The organism is Klebsiella sp. TF21-TM (genome assembly GCF_019753495.1).
Taxonomy (GTDB): domain Bacteria; phylum Pseudomonadota; class Gammaproteobacteria; order Enterobacterales; family Enterobacteriaceae; genus Klebsiella; species Klebsiella quasipneumoniae.
In genome coordinates this window covers 172,429-193,785 of record NZ_JAIJYL010000008.1, presented here as the reverse complement: position 1 = coordinate 193,785, position 21,357 = coordinate 172,429, and the positions used below count along the sequence as shown (strand labels likewise).

26 protein-coding genes, 1 tRNA gene and 2 pseudogenes are annotated in these 21,357 nt (G+C 56.1%); all 29 read left to right on the top strand.

What is annotated here, in order from left to right:
* Positions 1–32 precede the first annotated feature (32 nt).
* Positions 33–311 (top strand): annotated as a pseudogene (locus K5R89_RS27415) (hypothetical protein); the annotation flags it as partial.
* A gap of 122 nt (positions 312–433) precedes the next feature.
* Complete coding sequence (locus K5R89_RS10455; RefSeq protein ID WP_004141386.1) at positions 434–646, top strand: hypothetical protein; 213 nt, start codon at positions 434–436, stop codon at positions 644–646.
* A gap of 299 nt (positions 647–945) precedes the next feature.
* Positions 946–1,101, top strand: a pseudogene (locus tag K5R89_RS10450) (DUF551 domain-containing protein); the annotation flags it as partial.
* Positions 1,087–1,761, top strand: coding sequence for a DUF551 domain-containing protein (locus K5R89_RS27780; protein WP_309248067.1), 675 nt, complete (start codon positions 1,087–1,089; stop codon positions 1,759–1,761). The pseudogene K5R89_RS10450 and the gene K5R89_RS27780, both read left to right, overlap by 15 nt.
* A complete protein-coding gene (locus K5R89_RS10440) occupies positions 1,754–2,068 on the top strand; it encodes a hypothetical protein (protein WP_217259369.1) in 315 nt (104 codons plus the stop codon). Before K5R89_RS27780 ends, K5R89_RS10440 begins: the two co-directional genes overlap by 8 nt.
* Positions 2,069–2,225: 157 nt before the next feature.
* On the top strand, positions 2,226–2,822 hold the full coding sequence (locus tag K5R89_RS10435) for a DUF1367 family protein (RefSeq protein ID WP_217259368.1): 597 nt from the start codon (positions 2,226–2,228) through the stop codon (positions 2,820–2,822).
* A gap of 5 nt (positions 2,823–2,827) precedes the next feature.
* Positions 2,828–3,466, top strand: a complete 639-nt coding sequence (locus tag K5R89_RS10430) for a recombination protein NinG (RefSeq protein ID WP_217259367.1) — start codon at positions 2,828–2,830, stop codon at positions 3,464–3,466.
* On the top strand, positions 3,463–3,603 hold the full coding sequence (locus tag K5R89_RS10425) for a YlcG family protein (protein ID WP_032427735.1): 141 nt from the start codon (positions 3,463–3,465) through the stop codon (positions 3,601–3,603). Before K5R89_RS10430 ends, K5R89_RS10425 begins: the two co-directional genes overlap by 4 nt.
* On the top strand, positions 3,600–4,283 hold the full coding sequence (locus K5R89_RS10420; RefSeq protein ID WP_217259366.1) for a bacteriophage antitermination protein Q: 684 nt from the start codon (positions 3,600–3,602) through the stop codon (positions 4,281–4,283). Before K5R89_RS10425 ends, K5R89_RS10420 begins: the two co-directional genes overlap by 4 nt.
* A gap of 270 nt (positions 4,284–4,553) precedes the next feature.
* Positions 4,554–4,629 (top strand) — tRNA-Thr (locus K5R89_RS10415).
* A 475-nt stretch (positions 4,630–5,104) separates the two neighbouring features.
* A complete protein-coding gene (locus K5R89_RS10410) occupies positions 5,105–5,374 on the top strand; it encodes an HP1 family phage holin (protein WP_012542609.1) in 270 nt (89 codons plus the stop codon).
* A complete protein-coding gene (locus K5R89_RS10405) occupies positions 5,352–5,849 on the top strand; it encodes a lysozyme (protein WP_217259370.1) in 498 nt (165 codons plus the stop codon). Before K5R89_RS10410 ends, K5R89_RS10405 begins: the two co-directional genes overlap by 23 nt.
* Entirely contained in the window at positions 5,846–6,235 is a 390-nt protein-coding gene (locus K5R89_RS10400; RefSeq protein ID WP_217259365.1) for a DUF2570 domain-containing protein, read from the top strand. Before K5R89_RS10405 ends, K5R89_RS10400 begins: the two co-directional genes overlap by 4 nt.
* A complete protein-coding gene (locus tag K5R89_RS27405; protein WP_142297815.1) occupies positions 6,120–6,371 on the top strand; it encodes an Rz1 lytic protein in 252 nt (83 codons plus the stop codon). The genes K5R89_RS10400 and K5R89_RS27405 overlap by 116 nt, the downstream gene beginning before the upstream one ends.
* A gap of 57 nt (positions 6,372–6,428) precedes the next feature.
* On the top strand, positions 6,429–7,472 hold the full coding sequence (locus K5R89_RS10395; protein WP_217259364.1) for a terminase small subunit: 1,044 nt from the start codon (positions 6,429–6,431) through the stop codon (positions 7,470–7,472).
* Positions 7,473–7,475: 3 nt separating this feature from the next.
* Positions 7,476–8,807, top strand: a complete 1,332-nt coding sequence (locus tag K5R89_RS10390; protein ID WP_217259363.1) for a terminase family protein — start codon at positions 7,476–7,478, stop codon at positions 8,805–8,807.
* 11 nt (positions 8,808–8,818) lie between these two features.
* Positions 8,819–10,234, top strand: a complete 1,416-nt coding sequence (locus K5R89_RS10385) for a phage portal protein (protein WP_217259362.1) — start codon at positions 8,819–8,821, stop codon at positions 10,232–10,234.
* A complete protein-coding gene (locus K5R89_RS10380; RefSeq protein ID WP_217259361.1) occupies positions 10,231–11,052 on the top strand; it encodes a hypothetical protein in 822 nt (273 codons plus the stop codon). The genes K5R89_RS10385 and K5R89_RS10380 overlap by 4 nt, the downstream gene beginning before the upstream one ends.
* 12 nt (positions 11,053–11,064) lie before the next feature.
* Entirely contained in the window at positions 11,065–12,678 is a 1,614-nt protein-coding gene (locus tag K5R89_RS10375; RefSeq protein ID WP_217259360.1) for an NUDIX hydrolase, read from the top strand.
* Positions 12,679–12,693: 15 nt separating this feature from the next.
* Positions 12,694–13,554 (top strand): hypothetical protein, encoded by an 861-nt coding sequence (locus tag K5R89_RS10370; RefSeq protein WP_217259359.1) that lies wholly within the window; start codon positions 12,694–12,696, stop codon positions 13,552–13,554.
* A gap of 13 nt (positions 13,555–13,567) precedes the next feature.
* Complete coding sequence (locus tag K5R89_RS10365) at positions 13,568–14,599, top strand: DUF2184 domain-containing protein (RefSeq protein ID WP_217259358.1); 1,032 nt, start codon at positions 13,568–13,570, stop codon at positions 14,597–14,599.
* 71 nt (positions 14,600–14,670) lie between these two features.
* Positions 14,671–15,153, top strand: coding sequence for a hypothetical protein (locus K5R89_RS10360; RefSeq protein ID WP_017898838.1), 483 nt, complete (start codon positions 14,671–14,673; stop codon positions 15,151–15,153).
* A complete protein-coding gene (locus tag K5R89_RS10355; protein ID WP_065801574.1) occupies positions 15,150–15,578 on the top strand; it encodes a hypothetical protein in 429 nt (142 codons plus the stop codon). Before K5R89_RS10360 ends, K5R89_RS10355 begins: the two co-directional genes overlap by 4 nt.
* A complete protein-coding gene (locus K5R89_RS10350; RefSeq protein ID WP_108704892.1) occupies positions 15,575–16,009 on the top strand; it encodes a hypothetical protein in 435 nt (144 codons plus the stop codon). The genes K5R89_RS10355 and K5R89_RS10350 overlap by 4 nt, the downstream gene beginning before the upstream one ends.
* Complete coding sequence (locus K5R89_RS10345) at positions 15,993–16,931, top strand: hypothetical protein (RefSeq protein ID WP_217259357.1); 939 nt, start codon at positions 15,993–15,995, stop codon at positions 16,929–16,931. Before K5R89_RS10350 ends, K5R89_RS10345 begins: the two co-directional genes overlap by 17 nt.
* A gap of 4 nt (positions 16,932–16,935) precedes the next feature.
* Positions 16,936–18,330: a hypothetical protein gene (locus K5R89_RS10340; protein ID WP_217259356.1), complete on the top strand. Its 1,395-nt coding sequence runs from the start codon at positions 16,936–16,938 to the stop codon at positions 18,328–18,330.
* A 3-nt stretch (positions 18,331–18,333) separates the two neighbouring features.
* Complete coding sequence (locus tag K5R89_RS10335; RefSeq protein WP_000013026.1) at positions 18,334–18,771, top strand: hypothetical protein; 438 nt, start codon at positions 18,334–18,336, stop codon at positions 18,769–18,771.
* A 3-nt stretch (positions 18,772–18,774) separates the two neighbouring features.
* Complete coding sequence (locus K5R89_RS10330) at positions 18,775–19,347, top strand: hypothetical protein (RefSeq protein WP_060656993.1); 573 nt, start codon at positions 18,775–18,777, stop codon at positions 19,345–19,347.
* Positions 19,348–19,470: 123 nt separating this feature from the next.
* Complete coding sequence (locus K5R89_RS10325; RefSeq protein WP_254242814.1) at positions 19,471–21,357, top strand: lytic transglycosylase domain-containing protein; 1,887 nt, start codon at positions 19,471–19,473, stop codon at positions 21,355–21,357.

The window sequence follows — 21,357 nt, the reverse complement described above, 5'->3', positions numbered from 1 at the left end:
CCCCGGCGGAGACCATGGAGCTGGTAGAGGCACTGGAATCAGAGAAACGTATTTGCGCAACGTGGAGAAAAACAGCTAAGTCGACCGGTGAAAAGCTGGAGAAGTCAGAGAAGACATCCGAAGCGCGTCGGGAAGCCATAGACAGAGCGCACAACATGTTTGTTCGTGAGCGTGACAGGGCAAACGCGGCTGAAGAGGCGCTGGAGAAGGCGCAGGCCACTGAAGCTCACTGCAATCGTGGATGGATCGAGGCGCATGAGCAGGAGGCAAGGGCGGAGGCGGCAGAGCAGCGCATCGCCGAGCTGGAGTCCCGCGCCGTGAAGCTACCAGAGCCGTTCGAGCTGGCTATATCATCGAGCGGATTAAGGTACTACTACGCCGACGAGGTCGACGCAGCGATTATCGCCGCTGGCATCAAGGTGGAGGCTGAGTGATGGCTATCACTGAAGGATTCTGCGCTGACCTCTACTGCGACTGTGATGGTTGTCAGTCAGGGAAAATCTATCCGCAGGGGCAGGCTGATTTTATTGGCCGGAATATGACCGATATTTCTCAACAGGCGCGCAAAGCTGGCTGGCGTATCAGCAAAGACCGCCAGCGCTGCTATGCGCCGGGCCACAAAATTTCACGGGGAGCCAACCAATGACCAGCAAATTAACCAGAGACCGTCTTGCTGAGATAGCGCAATTCGGATTTAGCAGCGCAATAACGCCAGCAAACGATTTTGAAATTAAGGAGCTAGCCCGCATGGCGCTGGCCGCAATGGACCAGAAGCCAGCACTTCACCGCTACCGGAGAAAAGCCGTTGAGCCATACGGCCCTTACCCCTGGCATTATGAGGTTTTTGTTGACTATCCGCGGCCTGTTGAATGCATAGAAGACGAGTATTTTTATGCTGCGCCGCCAGTGGTTACAGGGTTTGCGGTGGACGGAGAGCCTGAGTGTCTGCCGCTTGACTACCTACAGGGACACAAAGACGGTCTGGAGTGGGCCGCCCAACTGGCGGAAGCCAACCACCCTGAAGCCGGAGACTGGCTTTACGATGACCCTATCGAACTGGCAAAAGCTATTCGCAAAGGTCCAGATATGCCGCCAGTGCAGCCGGTAGCGGACAGCGAGCCGGTGGCGATAATTGACCAGGCTAACCTTGACTATCTCCGAAGTGGTGCTGATGCCGATGTGTGGCCTCCTGAGCGCGAAGAGATGGGAGATGTGCTTCTCTATCGCCACGCGCAGCCGGTGCCGGTAGTGCTGGATGAAGTTACCGCCGAATATTGCCCAGCACTTGTCAAGTATGACGTTACTGAAGTTGATGAGGCATGGGCTCGCGGTTTTAATGCCTGCCGCGCCGCCATGCTGCAAGCTTCCCCTGTTTGCACCTGCCCCAGCGGTGACGGATCGCTGCGCCGGCCTTGTCCGGTGCATCCAGGCAACTCTCCGACGCAATCCGATTGCTGCCCAGCGCAAAACAGCATCACTCCGGCGCAAAACAGCGTCACTCCGGCGCAAAACCAAGGATGGATTCCGGTAAGCGAACAGATGCCGGAAGTTGGCGACATCGTGCTTACCGCAATGGGAGGGGTAGTTAACGTTGGCGAAACGGAGTGCTCTGCTGCAAATTGTCGTTTCTTCACGTCAGTTATTTCCGGTAGAGAGTTACCGGCGACTCACTGGATGCCGCTGCCGGTCGCCCCTCAGAAGGATATTAACGCATTGATTCCGTTAGTATCGCGGGATGAGCAGGAGGTGAAGCGTGGCTGAGTTACGCGCAGGTTGTCAGGCGATGATTATTGGCGGCTTCTACCGTACCAATGACGGGAAGGCTGTGCTGGTTGCAGGCTTTGTGCCGAATGGTTCCCGGTTTACCTGGAATGGAGAGGTGTATGCCGAGCCGGTGCCTATGGGAGATGCATGGTTGGTATCAGGTGACCTGGTGGCGCGGGATGGCGCTACTGGAGAGGCGAAAAGGATGGATTTCGCGCTGATGCCAGCAAAATACCTCATGCCAATTGACGGCGACGATTTCAACTATGAAGACCAGCACCAGAAGGCGCGGGAGCACGCCTAAATCCCCCGCATAACGAAAAGCCTTAAGCTGAAATCAAACCCCTCTCCGGAGGGGTTTTCTCGTATATGCTCATTTTGCTTTTATCCCCGGGAAGGGCGATAATTACTTGGTCAGTCTGGACAACTGACAACTTTACCCCGGCGCCAAGTGGGGACACATGGCGCAAACACTGCAATTTGAGAAGAGTTATCAAAACGTACTGATTCCCGCAGAGCCGGGAACCAGCGAATACCTGCAACTTATCCCCGTAGGGCAACTGCTTTGCGGTGAGTTCCGCAAGCCCCGGAATTACGCATTCCACAAGAAGTTCTTCAAGCTTCTGACTCTCGGGTATCACTACTGGACGCCTTCCGGTGGCCTCATTGAGCCCGCTGAGCGTGCCCTCATATCCGGGTTTATCGACTTCCTCTCACCCGAATTCGATCAGCGCGCTGCGCTCCAGAACGCCGCGGAGATGTATCTCTCCTCTGTCGGTATTTCTCGCTCCCGCGATATGGCGCTGCTTAAACACTTCGAATCCTTCCGCGCGTGGGCAACCATTCAGGCTGGCTTTTACGACGAATACCAGATGCCTGACGGTAGCCGTCGTCGTGTCGCAAAGTCGATCTCCTTCGCCAGCATGGACGACAGCCAGTTTAACGGCGTCTACAAATCAGTGCTGAATGTGCTCTGGAACTACATTCTGCGTCGCAAATTCCACTCGCCGGCTGAGGCTGAAAATGCCGCCAGTCAGCTGCTGAGCTTTGCGGGGTGATGGTTATGCGTAAACCGGCTCGTCGTAAATGCGCCCACTGCCGCGAATGGTTCCATCCTGCCCGGGAAGGGCAGGTTGTATGCAGTTTTGAATGCGCCAGCGCGATCGGCAAAAAACAGACAGCAAAAGCCCGGGAAGCGGCGAAGGCCAGGGCGGTGAAGCGCCAGCGCGAATCCGAGAAGGAGGGGCGCCAGCGTCGCTGCGCTAAGCGTGAGTCATTCAAGACAAAGGCCCAATGGGATAAAGAGGCTCAGTCAGCCTTTAACCGGTACATTCGCATTCGTGATGAAGGTAAGCCCTGCGTCAGCTGCGGAAGCCCGCTTATCGGTAAGAGCAACTACCTGACCGGCAGCGCTATTGACGCCAGTCATTACCGTTCCCGTGGCGCGGCGTCGCACCTGAAATTCAACGTGTTCAACGTCCACTCCGCCTGCACCCGCTGCAATAGGCAGTTGAGCGGAAATGCCGTTGAATACCGCATTCACCTGATTGAGCGCATTGGCCTGGATCGCGTAGAGCGCCTTGAGGCTGATAACGAGCCGCGCCGGTTCGACATTCCCTACCTGCAGCGCATCAAATCCATCTTCACCCGCAGAGCCCGCGCGCTGGAGAAGCGCCGCGCCCGCCATCAGGAGGCCGCATGAATCGTGACGTTATCGAACGCATCCGCGACCGCTGGCAAAAGCTCCGCCTGTGCCGGCACCGCGGCACCGTACTGGTTGACTACCGCATACTGAGAAATTTCGTTCGCATCTATCAGACCCTGGGAGAGACAGCATGACAGCTCAATACTTGGAATTTGTTCGCCAGCAGCTGATAGTGGCCACCGCCGATCTGAGCGGCGCGACGAAAGGGCAACTTGTAGCCTTTGCAGAAAACGCGCAATTCGCCGCTACGGCGCGCAGCCGGGGAAGGAAGAAAGTAGCCGATCCGGTCACCGGCCGCATGGTAAACCCGTCCAGCCCGCCAATTCCCGGGCAGCAGTCCCGCGCTAAGGGTTCTTCAATCGCGCTAGTTCTACCCGTTGAGTATTCAACGGCAAGCTGGCGCCGGGCACTGCTGTCGCTGGAAGAACATCAGAAATCATGGCTGCTATGGAACTACAGCGACAATATCCGCTGGGAGCACCAGGAGACGATCACCCGGTGGGCATGGGAGCAATTCAGCGAGAAGCTGGCCGGCGTGCGCGTTGCAAAAAAGACAGTCGATCGCCTGCGTCAGCTCATTTGGCTGGCCGCTCAAAATACAAAGCAGGAAATAACCGGTAAAGGGCATCATTACTCTCCCGCCGCGATGGTGGGGATAAAGCCAGATAACTGGTGCCACAATTATTCAGATTACTGGCAGGTCATGATGGACATCTACCAGGAACTTGATAGTCAGGCGTTGCTCTCTGTTTCTCGATCACGTTCACAACAAAAAGCGACTTTTTCGCAGCAAGGTCTTGCAAAAGTCAATTAAATGCGTCATATTTGAGTCTACTTTGATATGCTGCCTTAACTTTAAGTGGCGGCATGATGTTTGAAAAAAGTTGGTCGCCAAGTCATCAGTAAAAAGCAGTTAGACAGCGGCAGTCTTTAAAAGCAACGTGACAGCTCGAAAGTGAGCAAAAATACAAGCCCGAGGTTAACCCTTGGGCTTTTTTATGCCTGCAATCCGGTCAGGGCTCTTGGGTAGAGACGTGCTGCACGACACGTTGAAACCCTACACGCGCAGAGCCCTGAACAGATTGCTGGTTTAGCTCAGCAGGTAGAGCGCCTGCCTTGTAAGCAGGATGTCGGCGGTTCGATTCCGTCAATCAGCACCAGAACTGAGCAAAGGCGGAAAGGCCTAAAATAAGTCTCTACGGGTACCAGGCTGATCACCTGGTCGTTGCTCCACGAAACGGAGCACGCAACAGGTAAGGGCATTGTAAGTAGCATATCTGGGAAATGCGGCTTATGCAGATGCGGTTCGATTCCGCCGCAGTGCTCTTTCCGTTGTGGTGAGAACAGGATCTGTAATGGGTACTCAGCCAAAAAGAACCTTCCTGTAGGGCGCTGAGCTAAGCAGCACGTAGCGGCCAACCACAAACCAATCCCTCTACCTTGGGACCATTACGGCTAACGCGCCGTCACTTTTTACCCTTGGTATTTCTTCCCGCCCTGAGCGGGTTTTTTATTGAGCATGCCCAGCCCTCGGGAATCATCCCCGATGTGCTTTGTTGATAAATCAGCCCGCAGGGTCTGGGCCTCTTTTCCCCTTTACGCACAGCGCCATCCGTCATCAACGGAGGTGAGGTTATGACAAAAATGAGCACCATTTACAGCAGACTTTCATACGGCACCGGGACCGCACTGACGGGCTGCGGTGTCTCAGCAAAGGCGTATGCCGGGGCAGTTAAGGCAGAGGTATGGATTTTGGCCGACAAAATAGCGGGGATGACCCTGAGTGACTGGGCAATTATTGTCGGTATCGCCTGCACCATTACCACCTGTGGGGTAAACTGGTACTACCGGCGGAAAGAACGCGAGGATCGGCTCAATGGCTATGACACCAAAACTGAGGAATAGCGTTATCGCTGCCGTCGGCGGTGGCGCCATAGCCATTGCTTCTGCGCTCATCACCGGCCCAACCGGGAACGATGGTCTTGAAGGTGTGCGGTACGATCCCTATCAGGATGTGGTAGGCGTCTGGACTGTCTGTTATGGCCATACTGGCAAAGACATCATGCTCGGCAAGAAATACACCGAGGCTGAATGCCGCGCGCTGCTCAGTAAAGACCTGAACGCGGTCGCCCGCCAGATTAACCCATACATCCAGAAGCCGATCCCCGAAACAATGCGCGGGGCTCTGTACTCATTCGCGTATAACGTCGGCGCTGGCAACTTCCAGACCTCCACACTGCTGCGCAAAATCAACCAAGGCGACCAGAAAGGTGCATGTGATCAGCTGCGCCGCTGGACCTACGCCAAGGGTAAACAGTGGAAGGGTCTGGTAGCTCGCCGCGAGATTGAGCGCGAAGTTTGTCTTTGGGGGCAGAAATGAGCCGGTTAACCGCCATTATCAGCGCCATTGTGATCTGCCTGGTTGTTTGCCTTGGATGGCTGGCAATGCATTACCACAACGCTGCCAGTAAGCAGGAAGCCAGAGCAGAAAACGCTGAGCAGCAGGTAAATACCACTCAGGCCATCACCTCCAATGTTCTGACCACCATGACCATCTTCAATACCATCGCCGAGGCCAATCAGCATGCAAAAGAGCAGATCGCACTGGACGCATCGGGAGCCTCGGCTGATATCCGGGTTGCTGTTGCGAATGATGATTGCACTAATCGCCCTGTGCCTGCTGGCGCAGTTAAGCGGATGCAACAATTCGCGAACGGTCTACGTCAAAGTGCCGGTGGTCCCGTTACCGGCCAGCCTGACAGCTGACACCCCGCAACCGGAAATCCCTGACAATCTGACGTGGGGCCAGAGCCTCGATTTAAACGTCAGCCTGCTATCAGCGCTTGGGCAGTGCAACCGGGATAAGGCTGATATCAGGCAGGCGGAAACAAAACGTCAGTAGGGCATTACAGAGCCACTTCCAGAGGTGGCTCGATAATGTCACAACGAGGTAAGGACTATGGCAAAACCGGACTGGGGAGCACTGCAACACCAGTTCCTCGCCGAGCATGCCAAAACAGGAATATCCCCGAAAGACTGGTGCGCAGCGCAGGGACTGAATTACTCATCTGCGAAACGCTATATCAAAGTAACGACTTACGGTGCGAATTCGCAAAAAAAAACTGCGAACAAATCTGCGAATTCGCAGAAGGCAGATCATGCGAAAATGAGCGTAAAGCCAGAGCCTGAGGCGCAAAAAAAAACTGCGTCAAAGTTCTCAACGCCTCCTCCTTCTGCGCCAGATGATTTCGGGCTTTCCGACCAGCAGATGATATTTGCACAACACGTCGTCGATGGAAAAACCCGCGTAGATGCATATCGCCTTGCCGGTTATGCGGGGACGGGAAATGCCGCCTATGTGACTGCAAGTCAGCTCCTCAGAAACCCTAAGGTTTCACGCTACGTGCATCACCTGCGTAATGAGCGACAGAAGCGATACGCTGCAGAACTCGATGATGTGATCGGCCAGTTGACCGCAATCATTAACGCTGACCCAAACGAGATATCTCAATACCGTCGCGTTAACTGCCGGTACTGCTGGGGAAGCGATCATAAGTATCAATGGCGTGATATCGCAGAGCAGCTATCAGCTGAGCGCAAGGCTGAATCGGATGGCGCCGCGCCGCCAGATACATCCGGCGGAATTGGCTTTGTCGACAACGCCGATCCAAATCCAGAGTGCCCTCGCTGTAATGGCGAAGGGGTAGGAGAGCCTTTCTTTGCTGACACTCGCGATCTTGAGGGTGACGCTCGCTATCTGCTGCAGGGTGTGAAGCTGGGCAAGTTCGGGATAGAAATCCTGACAGCGGATAAGGATAGCGCCCGGAAAGAGCTTGCTCGCCTTATCCTTTTGCGGTCGACCAGTGAGCGCCAGGCTCAACTTGATATAGAGCGTCTTGAGCTGCAAAACGAGAAACTCAAGCGGGAAATCGATGTGCTGAAAGACGGCGACAAGGATAACGCGATCGTCGTGCATAACTCGCTGCCAATCCCGGGAAGATAAATCATGGCCGACATTTACCTACCCACGCTACACAACGGGCAGTTAACGGTCTGGTCTGACTCCTGGGATCACCAGTTGAATGCGGTTCGCTGTGGTCGACGCTGGGGGAAAACCTTCATGCTGTCGAGCGCTGCGGTGACTTACGCAACGTCGCAGTTTCGGCGCCCGGGCATGGACATCGAGCTGGGCGGGCGGGTCGGTATCTTCACTGCCGAGTATCGCCAGTATCAGGAGATCTACGACAAGCTGGAAGAAATCCTGCTGCCGCTGAAAAAGAGCTTCAGCCGGCAGGAAAAGCGCCTGCTGCTGAAGAACGGCGGGAAGATTGACTTCTGGGTCACCAACGACAACAAACTGGCCGGTCGTGGTCGTGAGTACGAAATTATCCTGATCGATGAGGCGGCGTTTACCAAGTCGCCTGAAATGTTGAAGGAAATTTGGCCTAAGTCGATTAAGCCGACGCTGCTGACGACTAAGGGCCGGGCCTACGTATTCTCAACGCCTGACGGTGTGGACGAAGAAAACTTCTTCTATGCCATCTGCCATAACAAAGACCTCGGCTTCCATGAGCATCATGCTCCGACGTCATCAAACCCCTTCGTTCCTCCCGAGGAGCTGGAGAAAGAGCGGCAGAACAACGATCCTCGCGTTTTCCGGCAGGAGTTCCTGGCCGAGTTCGTCGACTGGTCCGCTGCGTCGCTGTTCGACGTCCGCAAATGGTTCGAGGGTGAAAACCAGGATCAGCCTGTCGATTACCCTGAGATGTGCCAGGCCGTCTTCGCTGTCATGGATACCGCCGTTAAGGGCGGCACTGAGCACGACGGCACGGCGGTGGTTTACTACGCCGTCGACACCAGGCCCGGCATTCAGCGCCTGACCATTCTCGACTGGGATGTGGTGCAGATCGACGGCGCGTTGCTGGAAGAGTGGATTCCGTCAGTTTTCACCCGGTTGAATGAGCTATCCGGCCAGTGCGTCGCTGTAAATGGCAGTCTCGGCGTTTTCATTGAAGACGCCAGCATGGGCAGCATCCTCCTGCAGAAAGGCGAAAGCCTGGGATGGCCGGTCAACAAAATTGAATCCGAACTCACCGGCAAAGGGAAGGACGAGCGCGCAATTATGGCGTCTCCCTACCACTATCGTGAATTGGTGAGAATCTCCAAGCATGCATTCATGAAAACGGCCGTATTTAAAGGCGAAACAGCAAACCATCTGCATAAGCAGGTATCCCGATTCCACCTTGCCGATAAGAAAGCGCACAAGCGCGCCGACGACTTGCTCGACTGCTATACCTACGGGCTGATTATCGCGTTCGGTAGCGGCGACGCACTCTAGCGAGAAAACCAATGAACGAAGATGATATCGCAATCGGCAGTTGCTCGCCGGAGCTGATCACGCTCCTGGATAGCGATGACATTCAGCCGGGTATGTCGGCTGGCTATCAGACCTGCAAAACGATTTACCTCTTCCACCCGTTGGGCGGGAAAATGGTGGATCGCCCGATCAAGATGGCGATGAACGAATCGCGCACCGTTCACATTTCGCAGGCGTATGGCATTGAGCAGCGTCTCCGCGATGCGTTTGAGCGGGAGTGGAAAGCACTTGGCGCCGATAAGCACATCGCTAATGCGGCGCGCATCTCTCGCATTTACGGTGTTTCGGCGATCGCAATGCTGGTTGATAACCAGGAGCCGTCCTCTGCGGTGGACTACCGCACGCTGTATAAGCACAACGTGACATTCAACATTCTCGACCCGCTGAACACCGCGGGGAGCATCGTGCTGAATCAGGACCCGAACGCGCAGGACTTTCAGAAGGTCGACGGGATCAGGGTGGCGGGCAAGCCGTATCACAAATCCCGCTGCGTCGTGCAGCAGAACGAGGACCCTATTTATCTGGCCTATAACTCTGCGGCCTTTGGCTTTACCGGTCGCAGCGTATACCAGCGTGCGCTGTTCCCGCTGAAATCCTTCATCCAGACCATGCGCACTGACGACATGGTTTCCGTGAAGGGTGGCTTGCTGGTAACGAAGATTCAGGGCCCGAGCTCAGTCGTCAACAACATGATGCAGAAGCTCAGCGGCATCAAACGAATGATGCTGAAGCGAGGGAAGACAGGCGAAGTCCTGCAGATCGGCGCAAATGACAGCATCGAATCCATCGACCTGAGCAACCTGGAAAAGCCGCTCGACTCCTCCAGGAATCACATTCTGGAGAACATCGCGGCGGCAGCTGATATGCCGGCTATCATCCTGAACTCGGAAACATTCGCCCAGGGCTTCGGTGAGGGGACGGAAGATGCTCGATCGGTTGCGGTCTACATCGACAATATCCGCGAATGGCTTGAGCCGCTGTATGACTATTTCATCCGCATTTGCCAGTACCGCGCTTGGAGCATTGAGTTCTTCCAGTCGCTGCGTGCTGACTTCCCGGATCTGAAAAACACCTACAGCCTGTACTTCTCATCGTGGATTAACAACTTCGAATATCGCTGGCCGTCATCCCTGAAAGAGCCGGAAAGCGAAAAAGTGAAGGTCGACGAAATCCGGTTTAAGGCGATCGTCAGCATGCTGGAAGTGCTGCTTCCGCAGGTCAACACGGATGATGAAAACCGCTCTCTGCTTATCGAGTGGGCGCAAACCAACGCGAACGCTAACGAAAGCCTGTTCCCGCAGCGTCTCGATCTCGATATCGAATCGTTAAAGGCTAACCGACCTCAGCAGCCGCAGGGAGAAGATCCCGGTGGCGGGATGATGCTATGAAGACTTTCACGCGCACCGTACGCGAGGCGGTGAAGTTCTTTCTGCGCAATGGCTACACCTCGCGGCAGGAGCTTGAGCAATGGCAGGCCATTATCCGGCAGGCAGCTGAAAGCGAAACTGATGACGACTACATGAGCATGGTGTCGGATCGGTTGCGTAAGGCCTATGACCTGCAGGTGAGCAAGGCTGGAGCGCTGGAGCGCCACAGGGGGCTTTCACGCTTCACGCTGAACTACATGGAGCCGAAGTTACGCAGCGAGCTGGATCGCCGCATCATGGCTAGCGCTGACCTGATAAAGCTGAATCGCAAGAAAGCCGTTGACACTACTCTGTCGCGGTTTAGTGGATGGGCCAGCAGCATACCCTCTGCCGACAGCATTGCGCTGACAGGCATTCAGGGAACGATGAGGGAGACAGCGGAGCACATTCAGAAGGCCGCCGAGACGGTGGACTACGAAGCGCGCCGCGTGATGATTGACCAGAGTCATAAGCTGATCGCCAATATCGACAACATCATCGCGACGAGCAACAACGCGATTGCTGCCGAATGGCATAGCCACTGGCGCCAGCCGGGATACGATTACCGGGAAGACCACAAGGAGCGTGACAAGTTGGTCTATCTAATCCGCGGAAACTGGGCGCAGAAAAATGGCTATGTCAAAGTTGGCCCCGCCGGCTATCTCGACGAAATCACACAGCCTGGCGAAGAGGTTTTCTGTCGGTGCTACGTCACCTATCTGTACAACCTCCGCAGCATTCCCGAGGACATGCTGACCCAGAAGGGCCGCAAGTTCCTAGAGTCCATGAAAGCAGCATAGGAGCATTAAAGCGTGGCTATTTTTGGCAGCGGGATAATGTTCCGTCAGGGGAAGTTCGTCTTCCTGATCCAGCGCTCGGATGATGGCACATGGTGCCAGCCGGGCGGGACGATAGAGCCGGGAGAGTTAGCCGTAGACGCCGCACGGCGCGAGGTGCTGGAGGAAACAGGCTATCAGTACGATGGCCCGCTGACGCCGCACAGCGTACATGGTGACTACCTGACCTACCGCGCCGACGTGCCAGAGCAGTTCGAAGCGAAGATAAACGACGAATCGCTGGCCGCCGGATGGTTCCATATTGACGATCTGCCAAAGCCGCTTCATCAGCCATTCGCTGAAATGCTGGCGCAGCAGGCGCTCAATGAAACCGACGTGGCCGCGCTCATCGCTGACGGAACGCTCAGCAGCCCGCAATATTTTTACAACATGTGGATGTTCGCCATCCGGGTGACAGGAACAGGGGTTACCTGGCGATCTGCAGATCAGGAGATGACGTTCCGTAACCCGGATGACTATCTCACCCCTGAATTTCTCCAGCGGGTAGCTGGCGTACCACTAATCTGGCTTCACCCCGAAAAAAGAACACTTGATAGCGACGAGTTCTCAAAGCGCGTTATTGGCACCCTGACAAATGCCTGGGTTGCCGATAAGGGCGAAGTGTGGGCCGTTGCGCGTGTGTACGACGCCGAAGCTGCTGAAATTATGGCAACAAGGCAATTAAGCACCTCGCCAACTGTGAAGTTCTCAGAGGTTGCTCAATCAATCATTGTCGACGGTCAGCCTCTACTGGTGGAGCCATCCCCCGAGCTGCTCGACCACGTTGCAATTTGTGAACAGGGCGTGTGGGACAAGCTCCTTGCCCCTACCGGTGTTAAATCTGATTCCATTCCTGAAGAGGCTGAAAAGATGGACGAGGAAAAAATCGTAGCGCTGATTAATAAGGCGATCGATGCGCGTTTGGCTAAGGCCGACGAAGAGAAGGAAGCGAAAGCCAAGGCTGACGCCGAAGAGGCCGCCAAGAAAGAGAAGGCGGACGCAGAAGACAAAGAAGCGGAAGAGGCGAAAGCTAAAGCCGACGCGGAAGAGAAAGCCGCGAAGGAAAAAGCTGATGCTGAAGCCAAAGCAAAGGCAGATGCCGAAGAGGCTGAGAAAATGGCAAAAGAAAAAGCCGACTCTCAACTGCTCCAGGAAATTGCAGAGCTGCGCTCCCGCATTCCTACCGAACTGAGCGACGAAGAGCGCAACGAAGTTGCAGAAGCGCAGGTGAAAGCAGACAGCGTCTTCTCCAGCTTTGGCAAGCGCGCCCCGATCCCGCTGTCCGGTGAAAAACCGATGGCGTATCGCCGCCGCCTGATGATTCAACTGCAGGAGCATTCGCCGGACTACAAAGCCGTCGATCTCTCTGCCATCGCTGATTCGCAACTGCTGAGCACGGCCGAAAAGCATATCTACGCTGATGCGCAGAAAGCGGCCAGCCTGTCAGTTGGTCCTGGGCAGTTGCGCGAGATTAAGCGCGCCGATGCTACCGGTCGCCAGATCAGCACCTTTGAAGGCGATCCCGCCGTCACCTGGGCGCCGTTCCAGTATGGCAAGCGTCAGGTCACCAGTTTTAACAACCAGGCTTAACGGGAGCTCTGAAGCATGGCTAATTTATCTCTTAACCCGATGGCGACCACGAATGCCGCTGGTTCCTTCGGTGTGCAGTCTGATGGCTTCATTCAGGGCGTTGCTCTGGATGATCCGGCAAACCGCTTTAATCTGGCGTCCGGTACCGTCGCCGCCACCGAAACTAAACCGCTGTGGGGCGGTCTGCCGGTTGCCGAGTTGCTTCCCGGCGTGAACTCCAGTCCTCGCGGGTCTACTATTCGTCGCGCTGTGTCACTGGCTGAGCTCGAGGGCTTCACCGTCTTCAACCAGGCCCACAACGGGCTTACCACTCCGCAATCGCCGGTTCCGCTGTATGCGTCCGGCATGAGCGTTTCATTCTACCGCCTTGGCTCCAACATGCGCGTGCCGCTGAAAGCATCAGCGCAGGTGGTCGCACTGGGAACCGCTGGCGCATCGGTGAAAACGCCGCTGGCGTGGGACTTCGTCAATAACCAGGTCACCACCGCAGCCGCGGCGGCTTTTGCCGGTGCTGACATTGCCACGACCGCTGTTACCTATTCGAACGGCGTGGCCACCGCCACCACCGCCTCCGCGCATGGGCTGACTGCAGGCCAGTACGTGAAGATCAGCGGCGTAGCTCCAGCGGCCTATAACGGCACCGTCGTTGTGCTGACCGTGCCGAATGCGACAACCTTCACCTATGCGCCTGCCAGCGCGCCGGGCGGCTCAGCGACCACGCAGGGCAATATCGGTGCTGTGGCTCAGGCAGACATCACCCTGCCGGTGAAAGTCATCTCCATCGAGAGCGGGAACTCTAAAACTGTCAGCTATGACAGCGCTACGGGCTTCCTTACCTGGAACAACACCGACAGCTGCGCGCTGGTCTTACTTTAATCGGGAGCTTTAAATGGCTGCAATTACCCCCAGCTACACCATCGTCAACCCGTCGTATATTGCGCCGGAGTTGATCATTGGTTACCAGCAGGCGTCCGGTGCGTTCGAAACCATCGCCAGCGGTAACCCGCAGGTCCGCCTTGGCGTAGGCGACCAGTACGTTTATATGCGCCGCCTGGATATCCGCACCCAGGTGACCTCCAGCCAGTCAGGCAACGCCAACCAGCTGCCGAGCGTGGCGCTGGATGCGAAGATGATCCAGACCCCGACGTATCTGTTCCGCTGCCGCGGCATTTACGATCATCATGATGTCGCGGCGGCCGGTAACTGGAACATGGCTCTGCCAGAAGCTCAGCGTCTCGGCATGCGACAGGGCATCTTCCAGCAGTTGCGCTCTGCGCTGCTGTACGGCATGAACCCGGCGGGCGGCGAAGGTCTGCTGAACACAGCAGGCGCGACCACCGAAACCCTGCCGCCGGACAGCAACAGCAACACCACTGTGCTGACCTACGACCATGGACAGATGGCTGTCTATCTGCTGGGCCATGTACAGGCCGCGCTGACCCGCACCATGCAACTGGGTCGCCAGCAGCGTGTTGTTATCCTCGGGCCGCAGCGCGTGCTGGGCGCGATGGAGATTCAGCAGATCGTTCAGCTGACCTCTTATCAGCGTCCTGGCGGCGGTACTGATACCGTCGGCGGCACCGTGAAAGAGGTTCTCCGTGGCGCGAATGTTCAGGTTGACTGGGTGTACGACGACACGCTGATCGGCGCCGGTGCCGGCGGTACTGACGCGGTGGTTATCACCATCCCGGAAGTGGAAGTGCCGATGGTTAACGCCACCGTAAACACCAACGAATTCGCCAAACTGAGCCCGTCTCTGGCGGCGAATGCCCTGATGTTCACCGACATGGCGGCACCGATGGAAATCCCGACACCAATCCCCGGGGGCGCTATCGACGTGCTGTCAGAAATGCGCTCTACGGCTGGCTGGGCAGTCCGTCCGGAAGCTATCACCATCCTGTCGATGGCATACAGCTCCTAAAACGCGAAATTGAGAAGTGCTTAAGCCTCTGCATGGTTCGCTGTGCAGGGGCTTTTTTACGAGGGTAAACAATGAAACTGTACATCGCCAACACTACCAAGCAGCGCCACATCTTCACCTTCCGCCAGCTGGAAACCGGGCGCCTCCGCCAGATCCCCATTGAGCACGGTTCGCAAATGCAGGTTCTGGATGGCTCGACTGAAGAAGTCGAAGCGGTTATTCAGCATCATCAGGTTTACGGCCTGGTTGACTCAACCAAAATCGACCAGAGCCAGGCCTTTGTCGGCCTGTGTTACAGCATCAACAAACCCGTTTCCGCCAGCGTTATTGAGAAAACCATTCGCGATAACGATGGCCATCTGACCCGCGGCGCTCATAACCGCCGGCAGGCATCCGTCGCTGCGCTGGATAACACACTGCGCGAAAGCGGTATCGGCTACGAGGGTGACATGGAATTCAGCGCAGAACAGGCCAAGGGGCGCGATGACCATTCTGACGATCCGACCATCAACGAGAAAATTGTCACGCCGAAAGCCGGGAGCAAGAAGAAATGACCACCAGTCTGTCGGGATTTATCGAATTCGTTCGATCTGATATGGGCATCACCCCCGACCAGGTTCCCGACGACTCGCCGTCTTTTTCTCTCGCCTATGGCGGCGCCGTTGAATGGGTAAACCCTGACATCGCGTGCGTTATGCCGAACATGTACAGCATCGCGGTTTATAACCTTGGGGCGTCGTTTCTCATCAATTACGGGACAGAGGCCGTGTTCGCCAATTTCCGTAGCCAGTATGGGTTGAATGACTTCAAGGCCGGGGTTATCACCGGAGCAGGGGATAACTCTACCAGCGCACAGCGCCTGGTACCTGATTTCTTCAAAGACCTGTCGCTGGCAGACCTGCAGATGCTCCAGGACCCGTGGGGGCGCCGCTACCTGATGATCGCTCAGCAGTTCGGGAGTCTGTGGGGCTTGTCATGATCACCTTTCATCTGGGCGTTATCGATATCCCCTACGAGGGCGAGGACACCACGACGGGGAGCGTAGCGGAAGAGCTGGAAGCAAGGTATCAGATTATGCAGACGTTCTTTGACCGCTACGGGAACGACATCGCTGAGCTGATGAGCAAAGACCTCGCCGCAGCGCTTGAAAACATGTTCGCCGGCGCGCCGCCGGCCAAAGACCCGCTCGCTGAGTCAATGTCCAAAGTTCACGATCTCTTTGTCGGTTTCCTCGATAACACCGAGATGAACGGCCTCCCTGGTGTTCCAACGCGCCGCGCGCTTGAGGGTATATCGAAGCGCTTTAAAGGCAAAAAGGGGCCGCCGCGCCCTTCGTTCATTGACACAGGAACCTATCAGGCAGCTATGCGTGCCTGGGTAAGCGGGGTGCTGAATGCCTTCCCTGAGTGAGTTACAGAACGCCAAAACCGAGCTTAACGCTACCCTGACGCAGGGGCTGGATGATCTGAGCCGGTTCCAGGTGGTGACGTTCACGAAGTACATTAGAAAGGTGCTTCCGCTCGATGGATTCGTGTTCTGGGTGAAAGCCTCGGTTCTGTCTGACGATCCGAACAATGAGCCGGATACGGTTGATGTGAAGGGCTATCTGCACCTGACGACAGAAACCATTCAGGACGACGAGCAGCTGTACGATCGCAACGTGGTGACGTTCACCGCGCAGGCGGACATCGACCCGTTTAACGACATCGGGTCAGAGGTGCTGTACATCGGCGAGTTTTTTGGCGTGCAGTTCTCTTTCTCCCGGCGTACCGGGCTGAATGAACCGGCGAACCTGTACCACTACACCGGAGAGGCGATTTTCCCGCACATGCGGTCGCAGATCATCAACTCTGCGGATGACATAGACCTCTCTGACGTAGTGGTGTCGAGCTCGTTGCCGATCTGGCTGGCCCTGAATCAGTACATGCCGATGTTCCCGGCGATGCTCTCAACGCAGAACCTTTCGCCGCCCTATGCGACAGTGAAATGCAGTAACACGTCACCGATCGCCGGCGCGTTCTATCTGGACGAGAAGCAAAACCAGTATCAGCTGGTATCGGAAGATGTGACGCTTTCGGTCACCGGCCTGCGTAACGCCAGCATTGAAGACTTTGTGCGGTATGTGCAGGAATACACGACCGGCGATGCCCCGGAGATGGGGATCATGAATATTCCCGTCGTGCAGGATGAGCGAGTCACTCAGAACGAGCTCAACATCATCGCCATGCGTAAGACCATCAAATTCAAAATCAATTATTACCAGCAACGGATGCGTAACTTAGCGCGCCAGCTGATCACGTCTGCAATTCCGTCCATTGACCCGGAGAAATAAGTAAATGGCAATTGTTAATATTAACGTGTCGGTGACGAATCCGCCGAAGCCCTCGCAGTTGTTAAAGACCGGGGCGATGATTTCTATGGGCGGCACGACGCTGAATGCCGGTGAATATCAGCTGCTGACCAGTGAAACCGACCTGGCCGACATCCTCGCGCCGGCGAAAACCATCTCGACGCTCGTTTGGGCTACTGGCGTGGTAACCGTCACGCTGGCAGCCGCTCATGGCTGGACTAACGGATCACAGGTCCCGGTGATCATCTCCGGCGCGACTCCAGCGGGATACAATGGCGCCTATACCGCTACGGTGACAGGTGCCAACACCTTCACCTATCCGCTGACGACCAACCCCGGCACCGCAACGGCAATGGGTACGGTAAAAACGGTAGTACAGACCGAAATTTCACAGATGAATACCTCGTTCTGGGCCCAGGGTAAAACGCGGGCTGTTTATGTTCTGGAGCTTGGTGCCGTGTCCATGGAGGCAGCTGTCGCAGCACTGACAACCTTCATCGCTGAAGACGTCTCCATGGGTAACACCTACCAGAAGTTTTTCTCCTATCTGGTGCCGCGTGAATGGGACTCTGTCGATGAATTTAAAACCCTGACCAGCCTCTATACCTCGCCGGGAAGTCTGGTTTACTTCTTCGTCACCACAACGATCGCGACCTATCTGGATTGGGTGGCGACGAAATACAAAACTGTCTTGTCCGGCGTCGAGGCTCCGGACATTCCAGCAAGCGAGTTTTCCATGGCCGGCCCGTTCCAGTCATCCCTGGCGAACGACCCGGGGTCGAGCAACATGGTACCGCCGATGTCGTACCGCTTTATGTACGGCCTGACCGCGTACCCGCTGGAAGGGAACAGCGCACTGCTGAAGTCGCTGCAGGACAACAACATCAACTACATCGGCACCGGCGCCGAAGGTGGCCTCAGCAACAAAGTGCTGTTTACCGGCCGCATGCTCGACGGTAACCCGTTCAACTACTGGTATTCGGTGGCGTGGACGGCGATCAACCTTGAGCTCGACCTGGCAAATGAAATCATCAACGGCTCCAACACGACCGTTAACCCGCTGTACTACGAGCAGAAGGGCATTGACCGCCTGCAGCGTCGCGCTCTGAAAACCTTGCGTAATGGCATCAGCTACGGGCTGATCCTCGGTCGCGTCATCGACACGCAACTGACGCAGGAAGATTTCAACACCGAGTATGACAAAGGCACTTACGCCGGCAACGCCGTGATCAACGCCGTGCCGTTCAGTAACTACAACAGTCTGAACCCCTCCGACTACCAGGAGGGCAAATATAACGGGCTGAGCGCCGTCACGACGCCGCGCCGCGGCTTTGAATCCCTCACGTTTAACGTGAACGTAAGCAACTTTGTAGGGGCGTAAAAAATGGCGAACCCATTAGTACCGCAGGGCTTCCTTAACCGCGTACGCGGGGCTCTTTCCGTCACGGACACACCGGCGCTGAACGTCTCGGCGTCGTACCTGGCAAAGGACGGCATTAGCCTGCGTCCGGACGGCCCGGCGACCGACATCATCCCTACGATGACCGGCACCGTCGGCAGCCAGGCACCGTATCAGCAGGTAACGCTGACCGTGCATCTCCTGAAAACTCAGGGACTGGGCGAAAGCTACCGGCAGCGCTTTTTAACCGACACGTCGCTGGGTGAAATCGTGGTGACGCCGGATGCAACGACGTTCGGCAATATCACGCTGCTCAACTGCTACCTGGTCAACTTCAACGAGCTGGCTTTCAGCGGGATGGACCCGGCTTTTGTGGTAACCATCAGTGGCTATATGGTCACCAACGACAACATGTGGGTGTAATGCATGAAAATTGACAAGAAACTGAATCTGGTCACCAGCGTTACCCGCGAAGACGGCTCGATCGTCTACCTGCATGTGACGCCGTTCCCCTATGAGGTGGTGGAAGAACACTGCATCCTGCTGGGGAACCTGTTCACCAAATTCATCTCGCAGGTTGGTGGTCTTGGCGCCGCCAGAATCGCCGCGATGATGCTGAGGCAGAGCCTGAAAGCGGAAATTGATAACGGTCGGACTGGCCCGAACATCGTTGATGAAATTCAGCGACTGACGGTCGTTATCCACAACGTCGGCGGCCAGTGGAAAACTACGCCTCTTGAAGTCGCATTCAATCAGGGGATTATCGACCCTGACGAGTATCGCGAGGTCGAAGGCGAAGTGGTTTTTTTTATGGTTTCCTCTGCTATTCAGAAGGCAAACCTGATCGCGCCGACCGTGGGAACGGTGATCAAAATGTACGATGGGCAACTAACCTCATCGAGCGTTACGGCGTTCCGCGATTCGTTGCAGACGTCGAAGCCGGTTACCGATACCCCGACCCAGAATGCCCCGCCGGAAACGTCATTTATACCCTCTTAGACTGGGCGTCTAATGAGGGCTTCTGGCAGGTGATAAGGGAGATCACCGGCGAGGAGTATGCCAGCCCGGCGCAGTACCGGCAGCGCTACCTTCTCGCCGCGCTCAAAGAAAGAGGTTTCTTCAATGGTAGCTAAGTCGATCGTCGACATTGACGTAAATGACGACAAGTTTGTCGCGTTTATGGAAAGGTTTCGCGAATACCAGAGCGCGCTGGATGATTTACCGGAAGCCTGGCGGGTAGCTGCCGTTGGTATTGGCGAAAGCAGCAAGCAGACCGAAAAGGCCAAAGGCGAGGCGAAGGGGTTAGGCGCGGAGTTTAATGCCGTGGCCGATGCTATTCTGACCATCAACAGCGGTATCGATCGGCTCAATACCAACCTGGAAGACTCGAAGAAAAAGCAGGACGAATTCAATAAAAGCACCCGATCTGCGAAGGGCTTCCTCAGCGATGCGACGAAAGACGCTAAATCGCTGGCAGGGCATATCAAGGAGGCAACAGCCAGCCTTCTGTCCTGGGGTGGCATTGTCGGGATATTTACCGGCGTCCTGGGCGTTGGCGGCCTGTTTGGCATCAACCGCCTGGCGGCCACCACCGGCGCCCAGCGGTTTACTTCTCTCGGACTCGGGACGAGTATCGGCGCGCTTGATTCCACCGCCATAAACTACCAGAAAGCGCTGGGTAATCCGGCGGGGACGCTGGGCGCTATCCGCGATTCACAAATGGACCTGTCGAAGCGCTGGACGTTTCAGGCGATGGGGATTAACAATCCCGACCAGGACCCTGCAAAACTGCTCCCACAGATGATCCGCAACGCCCGTGATATCTTCGTGCAGAACGGCAGCACGCTGCAGGGCGCACAGGCGCACGGCCTGACAAACTTCTTTACGCTGGACGACCTGAACCGCTTCAAAAACATGAGCGATGAGGAGATCACCGCCATGGAGAAGCGCGCGCAGCAGGATGCGCGCATGTTGCAAATTACCGACCAGCAGGCGCGCCAGTGGCAGGATTTTAACGTCCAGCTCGACTACAGCAGCCAGAGTATCAGAAACACGTTTGTGCGTGGCCTGGGGCCGCTCACGCCGCAACTGAGCAAGCTGTCTGATGCGCTGTCAGGCGCGATCGATACCGTCCTGAGATCCCCCGAACTCGGCAAGTGGATTGATGCGCTGGCCGTTGGCATTGAGCGGTTCGGTAACTACCTGGCTTCGCCGACGTTCAAAAGCGACGTTGAGTCGTTTATGTCGGGCGTTGAGCGGCTGGGGCGCGTCATCATGAAAGTGCTCGGCTGGCTCGATGGCGGATCGTCGGCGATGGACGATATCAAGTCCGGGTCCTCATTCCTGAATAATGACGTCCAGACCGATGCCGGCGGAAACCACTTCGTAAAAGGCGGTCTCAGCGATCCTAACACGCCAGCATTTTCGAAATGGCTGACTCGCCACCTCTACAGCTGGAGCGGAACAGCGCCGAAGGAGTATGACCAGTATTTCCTTGATGCAGCCAATAAGTACAACGTCGACCCGCGTTGGCTTAAAGCCATTACCGCGGGGGAATCCTCTTGGGACCAAAATGCTGTCAGCAAGGCGGGAGCCAAAGGGTTAATGCAGGTGATGCCCGGCAACTTCCTGCCGGGAGAGAATCCATTTGACCCGCGGGACAACATCATGGCTGGAGCCCGAGTTTTCTCCTGGTCGATGCAGAGCGCGAATGGTGATCTCGACGAGGCGCTGCGTTATTACAACGGCGGAAGCCGCCGCGGTAGTGCAGAAAACAGGGCTTATCCCGGAAGAATCAGGGAAAAGTATGCTGCGATGTATGGCGCACCGAAGAACAATGACGCTTCTGGCGTCGATAGTTCAGAGATTGCCAAAAATACCTCGAAAACTAACCAGCTCCTGCAGCAGATCGTCGATAACCACGGTAATAGCGGTAGGGAGATCGTCGTTTACAACAACACGGGCGGGAACGCCATTGTCTCCGGCGCCCTTCTTAGCGGAGTGCGATAG